Here is a 16,544-nt window from a genome sequence, read left to right on the forward strand (position 1 = left end):
GATTTTTCGCGTGTAACTGGTATTGCTCGGTCATCTGCCGCTGATACTTTCCGATTCTCTCAACATTGCCAAAAGGATACCTGATGCGAAAGCTGGCGCCGTTGGTCCTTGTCGCAGTTCTTAGCGCATGCGCCCGGCCATCGGATGGCCCAACTGCCGGTGGTTTCTACAATGCCACCTCACCGCAAACCAACGAGCGAATCCCGGTCGTCAGATTGTCGGAGGCGCCGATGGGCCCGGTTTCGGCCGCCCCGCTTGCCTATGCATCCACTGATCCCGGGCTCAGCGCCATGCGCTCGGGCGGGTTTGCCGATACCAAGCTCAGGCGCGGCGATGTCATCGACGTGACGATTCTCGACCCCGGCGAGGACGGGCTTTTCTCCTCGACCCAGAGCAAGACCCTCAATCTCGGCCGCTTCACCGTCGATTCCACCGGCAACGTGACCCTTCCCTTCATCGGCAAACAGCGGGTGGTGGATTCTTCGACCGAAGCTTTGCAGACGCGCATCGTCACCGGCCTGAAGGGCTCGGCGGTCAATCCGCAGGCCGTCGTCACCGTGGTCGACAGGCCTTCCAGCGGTGTCACCGTCAATGGCGATGTGCGCGCGGCCGGCCGCTTCCCGCTCACCGCCCGCAAGGAGCGCGTGCTCGACGCGGTGGCCCTTGCCGGCGGCGCGTCTTCCGCGCCGGGCTCGGCCACCGTCACGCTGATGCGCGGCAAGCAGCGCGCCACCGTGCCGCTGCAGCGCGTCATCGACGACAGCAAGCAGAATGTCTACCTGCTGCCTGATGATCAGATCTATGTCGACAAGGATTCGCCGACCTTCACCGCCTTCGGCGCCTTCAAGAGCGTCGGCGAGTTCGAATTCGAGCCGGGCAGACTGACGCTCGCCCAGGCGCTCGGCCGGGCAGGCGGCCTGCTCGACGACCGGGCCGATGCGAGCAATTTCTATGTGCTGCGCAACCAGCCGGTCTATACGCAGGTGGCGGCGGCGAACGCCAAGACTGCCGCGCCGGTCGTGGTCAGCAGCAAGCCGGTGATCTACCGCGTCAATATGAAGGACGTTTCCAATCTGGCGCTGATGCAGCGTTTCCAGATGATGGACGGCGATATCATTTACGCCAGCAATGCCAGCCTGGTGGACTTCGCCAAGCTCTTCAACGTCTACCAGAAGAGCGTGCCGACGGCCGCTGCACCGATCCCCGGTTCGAGCGGAAATTAAACCTCTACAAGACGTTTCGCGGGGCCGCCGAGCAGATGCAAGGCGGCCTTCGCATTTTGGGGGCGGTCCTGAGGATCCCGTTCGGACAGGCGGACGGCCAGCGCTTCCAGCCCTTCGTCACGTTCCTTGCAATGACGCAGCAGCAGGGACAGCAGTCGTCCGGCTGCGTAGAGATCGGATCGCCCGTCGAGCGGTTCGCCGGCGGTCTGTTCGGGAGATGCGAAATCCGGCCGGCCGGCAAAGGCGAGATCGAATTGGTCATGCCGGCATCCTGTCTCCAGCGCCACGCCGAAATCGGCGATCTTCAAACGGGAGAAATCGTCCTCGGCAGATAGAAGGTTGAGCGGCGACAGGTCGCAATGCACGAAACCGGCGGCATGGATCGCTTCCAGGCCGGAAAACACTGTCGTCATGACCGATATCACGTCGCGAAGGGATAGCGGCCTCTGCTGCAAAAGCCCTGTGAGCGGGCTTCCGATCCATTCCATGACAAGGGCAGGGCGTCCGTCGGCAAGACGCAGAACGGTCTGCGTCGCGGCAATATGGGGATGGCGGAGCGCCATGCCGATTTCAGCCTCACGCAGCATGAGTTTCCTGAGGATGGGATCGTCCGCATGCTCGGGCCGCGGCATCTTGATGGCGTGAACCGTTCCGAGATCGCGGTGGCGGGCGCGATGGATCTGGGTGAGCGCGCCCTCATGGACCAGCGCTTCGAGTGCGAAGCTGTTGGCAATGATCCCGCCATCGGTACCGCCAAGACGGTCCTCGCCCCGGTCGAGCGCATCCCGAACCCGGTCTACCAGGATTTTCCTGGTCTCGGGTGAACCCCGATTCAACGCCTGCCGGAGATGGGAGAAGCGTTGTGCGATCTCCTCGAAATCCGCTTCCTGAAGATCATGGCTCATCGGTTTTCACGTCGATCACGATGGCGCTGAGATTGTCGCGGCAATTGGCGATCAATCCCTCCTGAACGAGAATATCGGCCGCCTTCTCGATTTTTGCGGAAAGCAGGATCTCGGCGATACTGCGCTCGGGAACGGCGCTCGGCAGCGGCGCGCTGCAGAGCAGGAGCCGGTCGCCGGCCTGCAATCCGCCGGAGAGGACTTCGGGAATAAGATGCCCGCGCAGGCCGATAGCACGCGACAGTGCGCGCCGCAGGCCGATCTCCACATGGTCGCGGGTGAGGCAGCGCATCATGCCGTCCCGCAGCAGATAGCAGCGGGCATCGCCGACCCAGAGCAAGGCGCAGCTCGCCTGAAGCGTGGCCAGCACGACGATGCTGGCGGCCGACGGCTCGCGGTTCTCGGAATGATAGGCCGATTGAAGCAGGCCATGGGCACGGCCGAGCTTGCCTTTGACCTCCTGTACCAGGGCTTCGATCGTGTCGTGCTCGGCAGCTTCGGCCAAGATGTGAACGGCGATCTTGCCGACATCTGCGGCAGCGTTACCGTCACCGACGCCATCGGCGACGGCGAAGAGCGAGGGCGCTTCGGAAACGAGCAGCGCGTCGGCATTGACGCTAAGCCGCGTGCCGGCATGCGTGGCATGGCTGTGCCGAAGCACCAGAGAATGATGCGGTTCGACGATGACGGGACGCGGGGTTGTTTCGGGTCGCGGGGCTGCCGAAGCGACGGGGGAGTTGTCGTGCAGCAGCTTCGGAAAATGCTCCGGCTCCGGGGCGCCGCTCACACGAAAGCCCCTGGCGCGCCGCTCCTCCGAGCTGATCCGCCACCAGAGCGTGCCGCGGCTGGAGCCGTTCTCCTGCAATATCTCGTTTTCCGCCAGATCGGCGGGGCGCAAGGTCCGCAGCCGCTTCAGGCTTGCGGTGAAACGATTGATGTCGAAGTCACGTTTGGCCGAGCTTTCGGCGATTGCCTCGGCCGCCGTAAACCACGTGTCGTCGAGATAAAGCTGGCGCGGATGCTCGGTAAAGTCATGAAGCTGGGCGGCGATGACGAGCGGAAAGCTGCGCCCGACGCGATCGAGGCTTGGCAGCAGAACGCCGGCAATGGTTGCCGGCCCCCAGAGGCCACGTTCGACGATGAAACGCCATGCCGGCATGGTGCGAAACCGGCGTTCCCAATCCTCGCCGAGTTCCTGCTGCACCGCTTGCAGCCCGGCTTGCAGCCAGGCGTCGAGCGCGGATTGCAGGTTGCGGCCCAAACCCATCGAAACGAAATCGCCATGGCTCGGCAGCTTGCCGAAGAAGCCGATCCTGTCGGCTTCAGCAGGATTTCGCTCGAGGGTGGCGCGCTCGTTCATCTCGGGCCGATCAGAATTGCACCGGGCATGAGAAGGCGCCGAGCGCCTCCAGCCGGAATGGATTGAGCACCGAACCGAACTGCACGTCGAACTCCGCCGCCCGGCCATCCCTCTCAAATTTTGCCCGGAAGAGATCGTCGCCCTGCACTGTGACATTGGCATCGTCGAAAAGGCGGAAGGGCGACCAGTCGCCATTCTCCGTCAGGGCCTGCTGCCATCCGCCCGGCTGGAATGCGATGCGTGAAGCGTTGCTCGCTTCCGCCGAGGGCCAGGTGATCGATTTCGACTGGATCGGGCCGTGGAAATAGACGACGCGTTCACCTTCGATCTCAAGCATCACGGCGCTGGCGGCATCGGTCAGCGACACCGGCTTGACGTTGATCGTGATCGACGGATCCTTGCTGCCGGCCGGGAAGAAGGCGCGGTTGATCTTGTCGGCATTCTCGAACTGGGCGATCGCCGCGCTCGGAATGCTCGCCGCACCGAACGTGCCCTTCCAGCCCCATGGCGAGGCGCGGGTATCGACGAAGGCTTCGAGCTTCTCCTTGAAGAAGGTCTTGAACAGCCCTTCGGGGCCGAACAGCCTGATGAAATCGCTCATCGCCACGTCGCGAGGGGATTTCCGGTCGAAGGGATAACGGCCGGCAACGACGTTCGAGCAGAAGCCGGCGCCTTCCGCGGCCCAGGCGTCGCTGATGCGTGAACGGGCGGATTTGACCGCCAGTGATCCGACATCCGCGGCCAGCCCCGCCATCCAGGTATCGACCGGTGCGGGCAGCTTGCGGGCCTGCTGCAGCAGGTCCTGATTGGCGTCGGTCAGCTGGCTGTCGACGTCGAAGACTTTCGCGACTTCCGCGGTAGAGGTCGTCGCCCGCGAGAGCTGTTCCTGCACCCTCTGCAGGATCGGCTCGAGCCGGCCGATCTCCGATCGCGGCGCATCCTTCGATTGGTCGGGAAGCGGGGACTGGCCGGCGGGCGCCTTCAGTGCGTCGCGCAGGCGACCGAAGGAATCCGGCGCATTCGCCGCACTGGCAAGCGCCGTGGTCGAGGTCGTCAGGCTGTCGCCGGCGGCCGAGGCGATCTCGGCGCCGGGTCCGCGCAGATCGGTGGCGGCGGCGATCGATTTCGCAATCGTCTCGACCGGGCCGGGCTTGCCCGCCAGAATGCGGGTGGTTTCCGCCGCATCGCCGATCGTCTGCGAGGGTTTCACCCTGATATCGGCGAGCAGCGTCGACCAGCGCTGCTCGAAATTGTCGAAGTAGAGCTGGAGGGTCGCCTGGGCGACGGTGTCGACCGTGACGCCGGCGGGATTGGGGTCGCCGCGCACCCATTGCTCGTCGAGCGCCTCGCGCGCGGCGTCGCTGATCTCGGGCAGAACGACGGCGCGGTAGCCGGTCGCGGAGAAAAGGCCGGGGATGCTTTCGCCGAGCGGCGCCTTGGAGCTGCGCTCGAATGCCTGTTCGCCGAGCGGACCCAGCGCGCCGGCCGGGCTCCAGCCGGGAAGGGCGCGGGATGCGCGGTATTCCGCCAGAATGTCATAGGCGCGGCTGGCGATGTTCTGCGAACGGATGATCGCGCGGGCCTTGGCGATCAGTGCCTTGTCGAGCTCGATCGGCGGCAGCGCGCCGCGCGCCATGGCTTCGGCATGGGCGATCAGCGCCTTGCGGGCCGCGGCCCGGCCTTCGTCGGGATAGAGCCTGGTGAACATGTCCTCTGCCTCGAGCGAGGCAAAGTCGGCATTCACCCGTCCGAGGCCGCCGAGCATGCCGTAGAGTTTGAGCGCGTCGAAGGTCCTGTTGATGTCGGTGGTTTCGGTCATCTCCTTCTGGAGCTGCACCAGCATGCGCGGCAGGAGCAGCGTGTTCAGCGCCCGCTGATAGGCCTCGCGCTGGCGGCTCGCGACCTTGCCCTCCTGGTCGAGGCCGAGGCTCACCGGCCAGACGCGCGTCCTGGAGAAATCGGTGGTGACGGCAGCGAGATTGTCGAGGGCCGGCAGGATACGCAGGAAATCCGCATCCGAAACGTCGCGCACCGGTACGCCGCGCACCATCTGCTCATAGGCGTCGATGCGTCTGTCCGCCCCGGCGAGCGCCGTGGTGTTCTGGAAGTAGGTCGCCGTCCAACTCGTCAGCACCACGGCCAGCAGCAGGACCGCGCTCGCGTAAGCCGCACGGCGGAAGAGCAACTGCCGGCCGGAAAGCCGTTTGTCGCGGGCAACCAATGAGGCCTCGCCGAAGATCACCTCCTTGAAGAGACGCGAGAGGAAATAGCTGCGCCGCATGCGGGGGGCGGCAGCCGTCTCGTCTCTCTGTGTGCCGGAGGCGAAATAGATGCCGCGCAACAGCGGCGCTTCCACCAGTTTCGAACCGGAGCAAAGCTCGGTCATCACCTCCTGCAGGCGCTCTTTCAAAGAGACGAGCTCGGCGGGGAAGCGGAAGATGCGGCCGCGCAGTTCGGGATTGGGCTCCTGCTGCAGGCGCTCGATCAGCATGGCGTCGACGCGCTGCTGCAGCAGGGTGAATTCCTCGATGAAGCGTTCCGGCAGGTTCGCCGCCTTGTAGCTTTCGTCGAGCCCGAAGGTCGTGCCCCAGACCTGTTCGCGGTCGCTTTTGTTGAAACCGTCGAAGAACTCGACGAAGCCGGTCAGGAGATCGGCCTTGGTCAGGAGCAGATAGACCGGCACGCGGGCATGCAGGAGTTCGTCGAGTTCGGACAGCCGCTGGCGGATCGCCCTGATCTCCTCGCGCTGGGCTTCGGCATCGCGCGTCAAGAGATCGCCGATCGACAGCGTCACCAGCGCGCCGTTGATCGGCTGCGAACGGCGGTATTTCCTGAGCAGGCCGAGAAAGCCTTCCCAGCCGGCCTTGGCGGTGCCGTTCAGATCGTCCTGCGTCGTGTAGCGGCCGGCGGTATCGATGAGGATCGCCTCGTCGGTGAACCACCAATTGCAGTTGCGCGTGCCGCCGATCCCCTGCACCGAATTGCTGCCGAGTGCATCGCCGAGCGGGAATTTCAGGCCGGAATTGGTGAGCGCCGTCGTCTTGCCGGAGCCGGGCGCGCCGAAGATGACGTACCAGGGCAGCTCGTAGATATAGCCGAAGCGCCTCTTGGTGATGCGGCGCAGGAGCTGCAGCGCTTCCTTGAGCCGGCCATGAATTTCGCCGACCTCGGCCTGCTGGCTCGCCGCCGCTTCTGCCTCGGCGTCCCGCTCGATCCCATCGACGAGCTGCTTGTCGCGGCGGCGGTCGCGGATCACGGTGAAGAGGAGATAGGCGAGCCAGGCAGCGAGGACGATGCCGATCAGCGTCAGCCGTGCCGGCGCGCTCGCCAGCGGCTTAAAATCGCCGTAGGCGGCAAGATAGCCGTAGAACCAGATGACGACGCAGATCGCCGCCACCCATATGATCGAGATGAAGCGGCGGCCGAGGAGGCCGGCATAGGCCTCCACATAGGAGCGCAGCGTATAGAAATAACTTAAAGGGTTCATCGCGAAGCGCCTCCTGCGGCGGGCGACAGTTCAGGGGCCGTTTCGGCCTCGATCGGCGGTGTCTTGAGACCAGCATCGCTCAGCCGCTCGCTCGGATCGGTCAGCACCAGGATCTCGGTGCGGCGGTTCATCTCCCGGCCCTCCTGCGTGTCGTTGCCGGCGATCGGATCGCTGTCGGCGCGTCCCTCGGTGAGGATTGCCCCCGGCCCGGTGAAGGACGCCAGGATGTCGCCGACCGCCTTGGCGCGGGCTTCCGACAGATGCCAGTTGGAGGGGAACTGGATGGTGCGGATCGGCACATTGTCGGTATAGCCCACGACGACGGCGCGGAATTTCTCCGCGGCGAGCGCGCCGCCGATGCGCTGCAGGAGATCGTGGAACTTCTCGCTGACCTCGGCGCTGCCGGTGGCAAACAGACCTGAATTGCTGATGCGCACCAGGAGCCTGCCGTTCGAATCCGAGAGCGTGACCAGCTTCTTCTCGACCTCCGGCTGGAGGAAGGCGAGCAGATTGTCGAGCCGGCTGGGTGGCTTCACCTGCGGTGGCGGAGGTGGCGGCGGCGTTTGCGCGACGACAACAGGCGGCGGTTCGCGCGGAGGCTCGGGAATCTTGACCAGCACGCTGGGCGTCTCGCGCGGCGGCAGGTTGGCAAGGCGCTCGAACGTGCCGTCGGAGGCGCGGTTCAGCGATAGCGTGAAGAACAGGTAGCCGAACGCCAGGATCAGCGTCAGGACGGAAAGCAGTGTCCAGAGGGCGGCGGCGGCGCGCAGCGGCTGGTGCCGGGCGGACACGCCCTTCCAATGCGGGGAAAGCTCGCGCTCGAAGACGCCATATTGGCCGAGCAGCGTCTTATAGAGACTGTCGCGGATGCGTGCGAGTTCCAGCCCGCCGCGCGCGGAAACGCGGGTGCGGCCCTCGAAGGCGAGCGACAGGCAGAGGTAGATGAGCAGCAGCAGATCCTTGTTGGCGCCGGGGCTCTGGTGGAAATGGTCGAGCAGGTCGAACACGCGTTCGCCGCCGGTCACGTCCATATGGAAGGTGGAGACGAGCCCCGAGCGCGCCCAGCCGGCGCGCACGCCCCAGGCTTTGCTCAGCACGACATCGTCGACCGTTGCGCAGACAACGTAATGGGCCGCGCGCGCCCGTTCGGGATTGATACGGGCGCTCGCGAGATCCCGCTCGTAGCGGCCGACGGCTGCGATCGCCACCGCCCTGAGTTCATCGATATCAGGTTGCTCTTCCGTATAGCGCAGGCCATGGGCAAGGTTGAGCAGCGGTGCCGCCGAGCGCACCAGGGTCGGCACGTCTTCGGCGCCGAAGCGGAAGTCCCGGACGAGTGTTTCGACCGATGCTCCGCCCGTCGCAGACGCTCCCGCCGGTCTCGTTCCCTTCTCCCCTTCGGGGAAGTCGAGAACGTCGTCCAGCATCTCCGCCATCTTGCGGGCGGATTGTTTTTTCTTCGCGCCGTCCTCGGTAAGTTCGACGACGGTCGGCAGGTTCTGCCAGGAGGTGGGGTCGGTCTTCATTCTCTAAGGGCCCACAGTTCGATTTCGAGCCCGGGGAAATCGCCGGCGAGATGCACGGCGATGGCGCCCGAAGTATCGAGTTGTTTCCAGAGCGGATTCTTGGTGTCGAGTTCGAAATAGATGGTGCCGGAGCGATAGGGCAGCTGGCGCGGCAGCACCGGCAGCGGCCGCACGGGAATGCCCGGCAGCGCCACGTTGACGAGGTCGGCAATGCGCTCGACCGGCCCGACCTTGATCTGCGCCGGCAGCTTGCGGCGCACCTCCTCGGCCGGCATCTCGGCCCGCACCGCCAGCACGAAGCCGGCATCCCGGAGCAGCGTGCGGTCGTTGATCGTGCCGATCCTGACACCATGCCTGCGTTCGGCAAGCTCGATCGCCACGGCCGCCTGTTCGAGCACGGAAGAAAGCGAGGCGCGCAGATCGTCGAAGACGGCCGCAAATGTCGCCTTCAGGTCGTCATGTCGATAGGGCGGGAAGTCGCTGGCGCGCTTGCGCTCGGTGGTGAAGGTGGCGAGTTCGCCGGCAAGCTGGATGCAGTTCTCGTAAAAGACGATTGGGTGGGTCCGCGTTGCATTGGCCGAAATATGTTTCAGCATCGGATCGGCGCGGTTGAGGATCTGCAGCAGCAGGTAGTCGCCGACCTCCGCCGTGCCGCGAATGGTGGGATCGCCGATCCGTTCGGCGATTGCCTCGGCGCGATGGCGCACGATGCCGAGAAGCTCGGTGATCAGCTCGTTCAGCCGGCCGGCGGCCGTGCAGTTGAGGCTCGGCAGGATATAATCCGGGTCGAGGATCACGGCCCTGTCGGAGCGCACCTCAATGATCCTGGCAAGCCCGATCAGCTCGTAGCCGGCAAGCTCGTCGCCGGACCGGAGATAACGCAGGCTGAGGCGGCCGACGTCGATCGGCGCCATGAAATCGGTCTCGACATTGGCGTCGGGCGCCTCATAGGGCGAGGCCACGAGCCGGACGCTGTTGCGCTGAGCGCCGCCGTTCAATGCCACATCGGCCTTGCCCGGTTGGCGGGCGGGAAGGGCGAGGTAGACGATTGCGTTTTTGGTGTTCTCGTCGAGATCGAGCGGCGGCGGCAGGTCCGTATCGATCGGGGCTTCGAACGGCGTGCCGTCGGGCAGGACGCCGCGCAGGTTCGAGAGCGCGAACTGGCCGATCGCCAGCGCGCCGCGGTCGATGCCGATTTCCGATATGCCCCAGGGATAGGGCGACAGGCCCTGCGTGGCGGTGCGCACGAGCCGCTCGGTCCAGCGGTCCGCCTGCTGAAAATGCTGTACGCGAAGGAACATGCCTTCGCTCCAGGCCACCCGGTTCTCATTCCTCATGATGCGCGTCTTGTCCTTCCTGCCTGTCTTGCGGGCGAAGCCTTGCGTCTCTGCCGTTCACTGCATCCGTCATCGCGTCACGGAAAACATCCTGAAACGACCGGTCTTTGCCGTCCTTTTCGAATTGCGCCCGGTAGGCCCGCCAATAGCTCTGCTCCCTGCGCCCGGGCAGTCGCCAGGCGCTCGTCTCCACCTGCGCCTCTACGCTGCGAGGCTCCAGTCGGCCCGCCGCTTGAACGACGGCTTCGAGCGCGGAACCGAGCTTCAGCTGTTGCCCGAGCAGAATTTCGATGCGGGCAAGGAGTGCTTCCTCCCCGTTGCCGGCCAGGAAGTCCGCCTGCCTGGCAGCGGACGGCACTTTCATCTCGAAAACGGCGTAGCTATTCTCGACAGCCTCTTCGAGCCGGTTAAGCAACGGCTCCAGCCGCGCCGCGAAGGCTTCGGGCCGGCCGATCGCAAGCGCTGGAAAATCCTCGGTTTCGCCCTGCGGATCGTTGTTGGTGACGATTTCGACCACCGGCGTAGCCCGGCGCTGGGCGATCGGTACGGCGACATGGGTGGCGGAACCATGCTCCAGGTGGCTGCCGTAATCGGTCTCCTCCGAATTCCAGTCCTCCGGCAGAAGCTGGGTAACCGAGCGGATCTCCGGAGGGCCGCTCCAGCCGATCTCGACATTGCGGGATGAGGCCGTACCTTTCTTCCTGCTCGTTTCCGGAATGGCCCAGTCGTCGCTCGTACGCTCGCCGAGAATGCCGCTTGCGGTCCGGCCGCCCGGAGCGATATCGGCCAGGATCGCGGAAATGGTCAGCGGTTCGTCGCTGAGCACCAGACCGGCATCGGGATCCTCGATCTCACGGTCGCTTTCCCCGGATATGTGGACGGAAAAGGCAAGTCCGCCCATCTCCAGCCGCGACCTGTCGGAAAGCCTGGCGATCTGGCCTTCATGGACGGAGACGCCGTCGACCCGCGAGCCGTTTGCGCTCCGGTCGCGCAGCAGGAAACCCTCGCGGTCGCGCTCGATGATGCAATGGAGCTTAGAGATGGAGCGCCGATCCTCCGGCAGCTGCCAGTCGCAATCGGGCGCCCGGCCGAGCGTGCGCCGGCCGCGTTCGAAAAACCATTTCGAGCGGTCGGCCGGCGCTGCCCCATTGCTGGTGATCTCTCTCAGTTCGAGCCGCATCCTTGCCTCCCTCACCGCATCTCGGCCGACAGGCGCTCGACGATCACCGCATCGCCGCTGTCTTTCGCCGCCGGCGCGACCCTCGCCCAGCTGTTCCAGCCCAGGCGCGGCGGATCGCCAGCCTGTCCGAGCTGGCAGAAGGGAACGTCCTCCTTCTTCAGGATGGCCTGGATGTCGAATTCGAGCGCCGAGCCGACATAGAGCCGCGTCAGCGCGAAGAGCTCGGTAATGGCGCGCCCGCCCGGTGCGAGCGAGAGGTAGTCGGCATAGCCGAGCGGACCGATGACGATGCGAAAACCGCCGCCGAAATCGTGGATCGCAGCACCTGCCGTCGCATTGACGCCAAGCTGGACGCCCTGCGGCTGACCCATGCGGCTGCGCTCTTCCGCCGGAATGGCCAGCCAGCGGCCGCGGAACAATTCGATCTCCACCGGCAGGCCGCTGAATTCGGCAAGCATGGCGCGCAGATTGACGGCATTGCGGTTGCGCGCGGCGAAGAAGCCGGAAAAACGCAGGATCAGCTCTTCGTCGACGCCGCTCTGTTCGACGAGACGCTTGGTGCCGAAGCCGGTGAGCGAGAGCAGCGTGGTGACGAAGGCGTTGCTTGCCCAGGTGCCGCTCCAGCGCAGCCGCCGGGCGATGCGGTATTTCTCGCAGGCGTCAGCGAAGAGTTCCGCCATCCGCGCGCCGAACAGGTCGAAGAAGCCCGCCAGCGCCCGCGACCGGTTGCGCTCCTCGCGCATGACGAGTTCGTTATAGGCCGACGGCATCGAGCCGAGCGCGCCGACGAGACCGGCAAGCGCGCTACGCACGGTCGCGCGGCCAGCCTTGCGTCTGTATCCGCTGACAGCAAGCGGCGCCGGCGAGACGCCGACATGGGCGGCGACGTCAAGCCGTCCTTCGCCGACCGATGCCTGCGCGACGCGGAAAGCCGTCACCGGCTCGAAGCGGCCGGGGTCGCGTTCGAGCAGGTCGGTCAGCGCGTCTGGCTTGCTGGCGGCTTGCATGTCCATGATTGGCTGGCGATCCTTCCTCAGAGAAGTGGGCGTTCGGCGGCGCGTGCCGGCCAACGAGCGATCGGTCTCGATTGTCCCTTCATGCCGACAGTGAGCCGGGTGAAGCTGTTGATCGAGGTATAGAGGCTGAAGAAGCGATCGAGCACGCTTCCGAACAGGAAGGCCGAAGGCCGGTCGATGGCGGCGGGATCGAATTCAAGCGTGATCTCGGTGCCTGGCACCATGCCGCCGCTGCCGAGACGGGCGGTCGAATTGGCGGCCTTGATCCTGACCAGCGCATCGACGAATTGCTTGGTCTCGGGGCTGTCACGGAAAGCGTAGAGCGACAGGATATCCTTGAGCGCCGCGCCGCCATTGTCGAAGAGCGAGAGATGGTTGAGCACGAGATGCGAGATCAGCCGCCAGTTCCGGCCTTCCTGATCGGTCATCCGCACCGAAGGTGTCGGCGGGATCAGCGCCTCGACGCCCGCCACCGCCTCATGGCCGGAGGCAAGCTGCAGGAAAGGATGGCCGCCGCCGAAGGGAAGCTGTTCCGGCAGGTCGCGGTTGAGGCAGAGCGTGTCGACGCTTGCGACCGCATCGACGGGACCCGCCGAGCGGCGCTGCCGGTCGACGAAGGCGATGTCCATGTCGCTGGTCCTGTCGTCTTCGTCGAAACGGCGATAGGCCTGCCAGTAGGTCGTGCTCGTGCCTGCCCGCTGCGACCGCCCGAAGAACGGCTGACAGAATTCCTCCTGGCCGCGCGATCCTGTGAGCAGAACGCGGTCGATCGAATAGATCTCGCGGGTCTTCTGGCGCCGCGCATCGGGCAGAAGGCGGTATTCCGTGCGGGTGCCGTCGATGGCGATCGGCTCGCAGACCTGGCGAAAGAGGTTGACGACGGGCGTCGCATTGAGCGCGAAATCGCGGACCGAAACTGCCCGTTCGAGCTTCGCGTAGCTCTCCCTGAGATAGACGAAGAGTTCCAGCGTCTCGCCCGTCCAGGCATCGAGTCCTTCGATATCGAGAAACAGAAACTTTCGGGGCAGCGCGAAAAATTCGGTGAGCAGCCGGTAACCGGTGAAGCTCGGCGCCGGATAGGGCAGCATCGCTTCTTCGGGCTCGAAGCCGACGGGCTTGAGATTGCCAGCCGGCAGGAAGAGCGGCGAGCGGTCATCGGCATGTTTGGCAAGCGCGATGCCGAGCGTGTGATTGGCAAGCAGTTCGTAGATCGCCACGGCCTGCTGCCAGGGGGAGGGAATGTGCAGGCGCAACCGGCTGATGCCGAGGCTGCCGAGAGGCTTTCGGGCATCCAGGGAGCGAATGGAAAGCCGGAGGCAGCCGGCAACCCCGGCATGGGGCGAAACCGGCGCGTTGATCGGCTGGCCGGAAAGGCTGGCGCCTGTAATTTCGATCGGCGCCATCTCGACGTCCTGCGTGGTGCGGAAGCGGCAGGCTTCCCCTCTGACCGGCTCGGCCAGGACTTCCGTATGGCGCGGCACGGTCTGGACGGAGGCGAGCGTATCGCTTGGCCGGAACCTGACGATGCTCATCGAGGGCAGCGGTGCGAGATAATGGGGATAGAGCGTTTCGAGCAGGCCGTCGGTCAGTTCGGGAAATTCGTCGTCCAGCTTCTGGCGGACACGGGCGGCCGAATAGGCGAAACTCTGGATCAGGCGTTCCACATGCGGATCGTCGGCGACGTCGCCGGTCATGCGCAGCCGGCCGGCGATCTTCGGGAAGGCATCGGCAAAGCGCGCGGCGCGGCGGCGCAACGCCAGCAGCTCCTCATTGTAACGGTGCAGGAAACCTTCAGCCATTGCCTGCCTCCACGAGGAAGCGCTGGGTCGACGGATCGATGGTCGATTCGAAGCTGATCGGCGGCATGCCTTCATGCAGGCGGAAGGTCGCCTGGATGCGCATGCGCAGCGCCCGCTCGGTCATCGTCCGGCTTTTCAGGATCGTCACCCTGACATCGGCAAGCCGCGTCTCGAAGAGCGCGATCCGCCGCTCGATCGCGGCCGCCAGCCTGAGCTTCGCCTCGTCGGTCATCAGATTGGCCGAGACGACGCCATCGACGCCGTAGCTCACAAGCGCATCCTTCAGTTCGGCAAGGACGGCCGGCGCCGTGGTCGGGCAGCGGCGCGTGTTGAGCAGCGCTTCGAGATCGCGGCGGATCGCCTCGCGCATCTCGCGGACCTGGTCGACGAAGCTCACCGGCGGATCGACGGCGCGATCCGGAGCCTCGTCGATCAGCCTGTCGAGGATCGAGCGGGACAGGACGCGGTCGCGCAGCCGGTAGCGTTCGAGCGGATCAACCATGCGCGGCCTGCCTGCCGGCAGAGATTGCCGGTACGATCTCCAGACTTTGGGTATCGTGGAAGGAGACGAGTTCGTCGCCGGCGAGATAGCAGCGCTGGCCGCGGCCGGTGGTGATGCCTGTGGGTTCCTCGATCCAATCCGTCTCGCGGCCGAGCCTGAGCGCCGCATCCTTGCTTGTGCCATGATAGACCGCCGGCAGAAGCACCGACGCGGCTGCGCCGTCGATGAGCGTCAGTTCGGCGCGGCGGAAGGCGAGATCGCGCGGGCGCGCAATCGGCTCGATCGACAGGGCTGATATTTTGGCGAAGTCGATCCAGAGATAGCCGCCGCCGGTCATGATGACTTCGAGAGCGTGCGGCGTGCGATCGTCGAGATCGCGGAAATCGGAGACCGCCTTGCCGTTCCAGATCAGCGGATGTTCGCCCCTGATATTCTCCAGCGCATCGAGGCGGATCCTCGTCTCTTCCGCATTGCCGTCGCGATGGGCGATGCCGAGGCGGATGGCGAGCTTGTCGAGCTCGCTCGGCCCCTGCGGAAATTCCGGCACGGCGCCGCTCGTAAACCAGGCGTCGCGCGCCGCCATCGCCCGAAGTTCGTTGCGCAGCAAGGCGAAGCCCATCGTCGCGTCGGGAGAAAGCGTGGCCGCAAGGCTGCATTGATTGTCGGCACGCTCATAATCGCCGGCAAGCACGAGAAGATCGATATAGAGATGGCGCGCCTCCTGGTCCGAGGGCTTGGCCTTCAGATGCGCCTTGGTCTCTTCGAGCGCCTCCTCGAGGGCGTTGTCGCTGAGCGATTGGGCGATGCTGGCGGAAAGCGTCATGCGGACATCCTCTCGGGTATGGCGACCGGGCGGCTCAGAATCTGGCCCGTGGTTGCGGTCTCGGCGATGAGATGGAAGCTCGTGGCAACGTCATCGAGCTGGAAATGCGGCTGCAGCCGGACCGTGCAGGAGAAGCTGCCGGGCTTGCCCGGGATCTCGGCGACGCCGATGCCGGCGGAGCGCAGCGGAAACCGCGTGCGCAGCGCGATGTCGGCATCGTCGTTTCCGAGCGTATAGGCGGTCAGCCAATCCATAAGCTTGCGCTCGATCGAGATTGCATCCGAAAGCTGGCCGATTTCGTCGCGCATGATGACCTTGAGATAATGCGCGAAGCGCGAGGCGCAGAGCACATATTGCAGCATGGCGGCGAGGCGCGCGTTCTGGCGGGCATGTTCGTTGGAATAATGCGGCGGCGCATGCAGCGACTGATTGGAATTGAAGATCGCCGAAGAGGAGAGATAGGTGGTCGCAGCAGGAATGATGCCGAGCTCGCAGAGCTGCTGCTCCTGGCCGCTGGTCAGGTGGATTTCCACCGGCGCCTGGGCGGAAAGCCCGTTACTCTCCGTGCCGAAATCGTAAGGCGGCAATTCGGCTGCGCTCAGCAGGCCGCCGTCGACCGCATCCTGCGTGACGCCGCGAATATCGGCGAACCAGCCTGATGTGATGAAATTGCGGATGACGACGGTGGCAAAGGCGAAAGCGGCGTTGCCCCAGAGCAGCGAACTGCCGTCGGCTGCGATGCTTTCGCGGAAGGGAAAGCCGTCGTTGCGACCCCGTGCATGCGGCGTCAGCGGCGAGCGCATCAGGATGCGTGGGCCGGCAAGCCCGAGGAAACGCGAATCCTCACGTGCACGAAGACCATTCCAGCGGATGCGGTCCGCCTCCGTGGCAAGCCAGGAAAAGTCGCTGACCCGGTTCAGCTCGTGAAAGTCTTCAAGCCCGATCGAGAGCGGCGCGGCACCGGCGACGAAGGGGCAGAAGGCGGCAGCCGCCACCATGCCGATCTGCGACAATGTGCTGACCGGATCACCGTCGGCGGGATCGCACGGGGACAGATGATAGTCGCCGACCAGCAGGCCGAAGGGTTCGCCGCCCGGCATGCCGAACTCGCGGCTGTAGATCAGTTCGAAGAGGTGGCTCTGGTCGAAATCGCTGGCGCGCTCCATGCTGCGCGCGAGCTCGCGCCAGCTGACGCTGAGCAGCTTGACCTTCACCTCGCCGCTGCGGCTTGCCTCGCGCACGAGCATGGCAAGGCCACGCCATCTCGCCTCCATCGCCTGAAAATCGGGATGGTGGAGGATCGCATTGACTTGCCTGTTCAGTGCCTCGTCGATCAGCGTAATCAGCTGATCCGCCCGGCGCCGCCATTCAGTGCTGGAACCCATCGTC

General features: G+C 65.1%; 12 protein-coding genes. 1 reads left to right on the forward strand and 11 read right to left on the reverse strand.

What is annotated here, in order from left to right:
* The first annotated feature begins 83 nt into the window (after positions 1-83).
* Positions 84-1,223, forward strand: a complete 1,140-nt coding sequence (locus tag QMO80_RS24715; protein ID WP_369685946.1) for a polysaccharide biosynthesis/export family protein — start codon at positions 84-86, stop codon at positions 1,221-1,223.
* Here the strand turns inward: QMO80_RS24715 and QMO80_RS24720 are convergent.
* From QMO80_RS24720 to tssC, 11 genes are read right to left on the reverse strand one after another with little or no spacing between them, the layout of a single operon-like run.
* The gene (locus tag QMO80_RS24720) at positions 1,220-2,128 is read right to left on the reverse strand and encodes a serine/threonine-protein kinase (RefSeq protein WP_283200506.1); all 909 of its coding nucleotides are present in this window, start codon (positions 2,126-2,128) and stop codon (positions 1,220-1,222) included. The two genes, QMO80_RS24715 and QMO80_RS24720, sit on opposite strands and share 4 nt — an antisense overlap.
* A complete protein-coding gene (gene tagF, locus QMO80_RS24725) occupies positions 2,118-3,485 on the reverse strand; it encodes a type VI secretion system-associated protein TagF (RefSeq protein WP_283200507.1) in 1,368 nt (455 codons plus the stop codon). Before tagF ends, QMO80_RS24720 begins: the two co-directional genes overlap by 11 nt.
* A 10-nt stretch (positions 3,486-3,495) precedes the next feature.
* Entirely contained in the window at positions 3,496-6,972 is a 3,477-nt protein-coding gene (gene tssM, locus QMO80_RS24730) for a type VI secretion system membrane subunit TssM (RefSeq protein WP_283200508.1), read from the reverse strand.
* Positions 6,969-8,498 (reverse strand): type VI secretion system protein TssL, long form, encoded by a 1,530-nt coding sequence (tssL, locus tag QMO80_RS24735; protein WP_283200509.1) that lies wholly within the window; start codon positions 8,496-8,498, stop codon positions 6,969-6,971. The genes tssM and tssL overlap by 4 nt, the downstream gene beginning before the upstream one ends.
* Positions 8,495-9,835, reverse strand: coding sequence for a type VI secretion system baseplate subunit TssK (gene tssK, locus QMO80_RS24740; protein ID WP_283200510.1), 1,341 nt, complete (start codon positions 9,833-9,835; stop codon positions 8,495-8,497). Before tssK ends, tssL begins: the two co-directional genes overlap by 4 nt.
* The gene (locus QMO80_RS24745) at positions 9,825-11,015 is read right to left on the reverse strand and encodes a type VI secretion system-associated FHA domain protein (protein ID WP_283200511.1); all 1,191 of its coding nucleotides are present in this window, start codon (positions 11,013-11,015) and stop codon (positions 9,825-9,827) included. The genes tssK and QMO80_RS24745 overlap by 11 nt, the downstream gene beginning before the upstream one ends.
* Positions 11,016-11,026: 11 nt before the next feature.
* Positions 11,027-12,028, reverse strand: a complete 1,002-nt coding sequence (gene tssG, locus QMO80_RS24750; RefSeq protein ID WP_283200512.1) for a type VI secretion system baseplate subunit TssG — start codon at positions 12,026-12,028, stop codon at positions 11,027-11,029.
* Between the two features lie 20 nt (positions 12,029-12,048).
* Positions 12,049-13,830 (reverse strand): type VI secretion system baseplate subunit TssF, encoded by a 1,782-nt coding sequence (gene tssF, locus QMO80_RS24755; RefSeq protein WP_283200513.1) that lies wholly within the window; start codon positions 13,828-13,830, stop codon positions 12,049-12,051.
* Complete coding sequence (gene tssE / locus QMO80_RS24760; RefSeq protein WP_283200514.1) at positions 13,823-14,332, reverse strand: type VI secretion system baseplate subunit TssE; 510 nt, start codon at positions 14,330-14,332, stop codon at positions 13,823-13,825. The genes tssF and tssE overlap by 8 nt, the downstream gene beginning before the upstream one ends.
* Complete coding sequence (locus tag QMO80_RS24765; protein ID WP_283200515.1) at positions 14,325-15,155, reverse strand: type VI secretion system accessory protein TagJ; 831 nt, start codon at positions 15,153-15,155, stop codon at positions 14,325-14,327. Before QMO80_RS24765 ends, tssE begins: the two co-directional genes overlap by 8 nt.
* Positions 15,152-16,540 carry a type VI secretion system contractile sheath large subunit gene (tssC, locus tag QMO80_RS24770; RefSeq protein ID WP_283200516.1) on the reverse strand — a complete coding sequence of 463 codons (1,389 nt, stop codon included), beginning with the start codon at positions 16,538-16,540 and terminating at the stop codon, positions 15,152-15,154. The genes QMO80_RS24765 and tssC overlap by 4 nt, the downstream gene beginning before the upstream one ends.
* Positions 16,541-16,544: the final 4 nt, after the last annotated feature.

The sequence above is a fragment of the Rhizobium sp. BT03 genome (assembly GCF_030053155.1).
Taxonomy (GTDB): domain Bacteria; phylum Pseudomonadota; class Alphaproteobacteria; order Rhizobiales; family Rhizobiaceae; genus Rhizobium.